Annotated in this window: 2 protein-coding genes; both read right to left on the reverse strand. The window is 45.2% G+C overall.

Translation table 11 applies throughout. The features are described from left to right. Positions 1–132: 132 nt before the first annotated feature. Positions 133–1,839, reverse strand: a complete 1,707-nt coding sequence (locus tag VN105_RS10015) for a M56 family metallopeptidase (RefSeq protein WP_325640393.1) — start codon at positions 1,837–1,839, stop codon at positions 133–135. Between the two features lie 2 nt (positions 1,840–1,841). After that, on the reverse strand, positions 1,842–2,207 hold the full coding sequence (locus VN105_RS10020; protein ID WP_142686289.1) for a BlaI/MecI/CopY family transcriptional regulator: 366 nt from the start codon (positions 2,205–2,207) through the stop codon (positions 1,842–1,844). Positions 2,208–2,398 lie beyond the last annotated feature (191 nt).

Genomic DNA, 2,398 nt, shown 5'->3' on the forward strand with positions numbered 1-2,398 from the left:
TCCCGGAATCCTTCAAAAATCCAAAATGATCAAATCAAACAAATCAGCATAATCCTGAGTCAGACAACCTTTGCAGGCAAAAAAGCCCCGGCGTTAACCGGGGCCCTACTTCATTGATTGTTTATAGTTGTGTTAATTAGATAAACTAAACCTGATAGGAAGATTAAACTGTACTGCTACAAGCTGTTTGTTTTGTTCGCCCGGTTTCCATTTCGGCATGGCCTTAACCACCCTGATTGCTTCGTCTTCCAGGCCATACCCTTTTTTTGCACCTACTGTTTTAATATCTCGGATGCTGCCGTCTGTATTTACAATGAACTGTACAAAGGTAGTACCACTAACATTGGCTTTCTGTGCTTCCTGCGGGTAGCGGATATTTTTATTGAGATAGCGTGCCAGGGCCTCTTCACCTCCCGGGAATTGTGGTGGCTGTTCAACGAAGGTGAATACTTCATTGTTGTTGTCTGAAGGCCGGAAAGTAATGGTTTTTCCGGAGTTGGTGGGTGGTGGAGGTGTTTGTTTACCTGCATCGAGCACAAACCGGATGGGCAGGTTAAACTGTACAGCTACCGCTTTCCCCTGGTGTTTGCCCGGGATCCATTGCGGCATTGCGTTTACTACACGCAAACCTTCTTCAGCAAGACCAAAGCCCGGATTCTTTCCAATGGTATGCGCATCTTTGATATAACCTTTTTCGTCTACTACAAACTGAACGAAAACAATACCGGCTATACTTTTATCCACTGCAGCTTTAGGATACCGGATGTTTTTGGAAAGGTATTTTGCCAGCGCTTCCTCGCCTCCCTGGAAAGAAGGGGGCTGCTCTACGAAAGTGTAAACATTGTCTTTCGTTTTAGTGGCTTTTTTAACAGGCGTGGTGTCCGGAACAACTGCAGGTGCGGGAACAGTTGAAGTTGCAGGGGCAGGCGCAATGGAGGTAGTGGCGGTGAGCGCCGGAATGGCGGACGGGCGCTTATCGGCCACAAAAGCAAGGGAACAAAAAATGAACGCGGCCAGCGGCAGCACCATGATGCGCCGGAGGTAACTGAACCTGGGTGTATGGAATTGTGTCAGCATAAGGATTCTTCTTTTTATTGGCGGGTGAAAAAAGTCGTTCGTAATACTGAATTGTTTGCTTTGAAACGCCATCTGCAGGATGGTTTGGGCATAGCCGGCTATTTCTTCTCCCGCTGCTTTTTTATCGGCCAGGAACTCATGCACCAGTGCCAGTTCCCTTTTTATCAGGTGAAAGAACGGATTGATCCAGCACACGGCGGTTACCAGCTCCATGAAAAGTTTGTCTGTGCTGTGTTTCTCCTGCAGGTGTACCAGTTCGTGTTTGAATATTTGCTGCCCTTCGGGCGAATTAAGGGAGGTTTGATGATCCCAGAAAATATATTTGAAGAAAGAGAAGGGGGCTTTGATATCCTCGTTTTTCACAAACCGGTAAGGAGGAATGTCCTGTACCTGGCTGCGGCGGATGAGGCTTTTGATCCGGAAAACGCTTACCAGTATCCTTATCAGCAACAAGCCGATCACAATCATGTACAGTGTATTGAATATGGCGCCTGAGCTGATTCCCGGGTTAGCCGGCGGTATTACGGTTTCGCGGAGGTCCACAATACGTGCGGTGTACGACAGCACCCTGGATGATTCCTGTGCCTGCCCCGGTAGTGGGATCTGCAGTAGTGGCGTGAGCAGTGATATCAGGGTGATCAGCACCAGGTAGTACCGGTTCCACTGGTGGAAACGGTTATTGCGCAGGGCAATATGGTAGTAACCGTATAAAACGGCAGAACAGATGATCACTTTGGAAAGATAAATGAGCAGAACTGTCATGGCTAAGGTTTTTGGGCTGCTTTAATTTTTTGTACCAGTTTTTCCAGCTCAGCAATGCTCAGTTCTTTTTCTTTCACAAAAAAGGATACCATGTTACTGAAGGAACCGTCGAAATAGCCTTTTACAATGTTGTTCACCGTTTTGTGGCTGTAGGCATCTTTGGTAATAAGCGCAAAGTACTGGTGGGATTTGCCATAGGCTTTAAAGTCAACAAATCCTTTTTCAATCAGTATTTTAACCAGGGTGGATACAGTGTTGTAATGCGGTTTGGGTTCCGGCATTACTTCAATAATATCCTTTACGAATGCAGGGCCGGTTTCCCAGAGGGCCTGCATGATCTGTTCTTCTGCTTTGGTGAGCTGTTTCATATATCCTCTGTTATGAAAACCAAGTTAAAACTAATTAATTAGTTTAACAACTATTTTTTTAGTTTTAAAGAGATGGATATTTGCCATATTATCACAACGAGTTATTTTTTAATTAGTTATTTTTGTCCGCACAGACCGTAAAAAAACAGAAAGGACATGACGCCTGAACAACCTATTATACAATTAACAAA

This window comes from Chitinophaga sp., from assembly GCF_035564935.1.
Classification (GTDB): domain Bacteria; phylum Bacteroidota; class Bacteroidia; order Chitinophagales; family Chitinophagaceae; genus Chitinophaga.

What these genes read in the sequence shown, in the direction of transcription:
- VN105_RS10015 (WP_325640393.1), bottom strand. Translation starts at nt 1,839, where the DNA reads ATGACAGTTCTGCTCATTTATCTTTCCAAAGTGATCATCTGTTCTGCC.
- VN105_RS10020 (WP_142686289.1), bottom strand. Translation starts at nt 2,207, where the DNA reads ATGAAACAGCTCACCAAAGCAGAAGAACAGATCATGCAGGCCCTCTGG.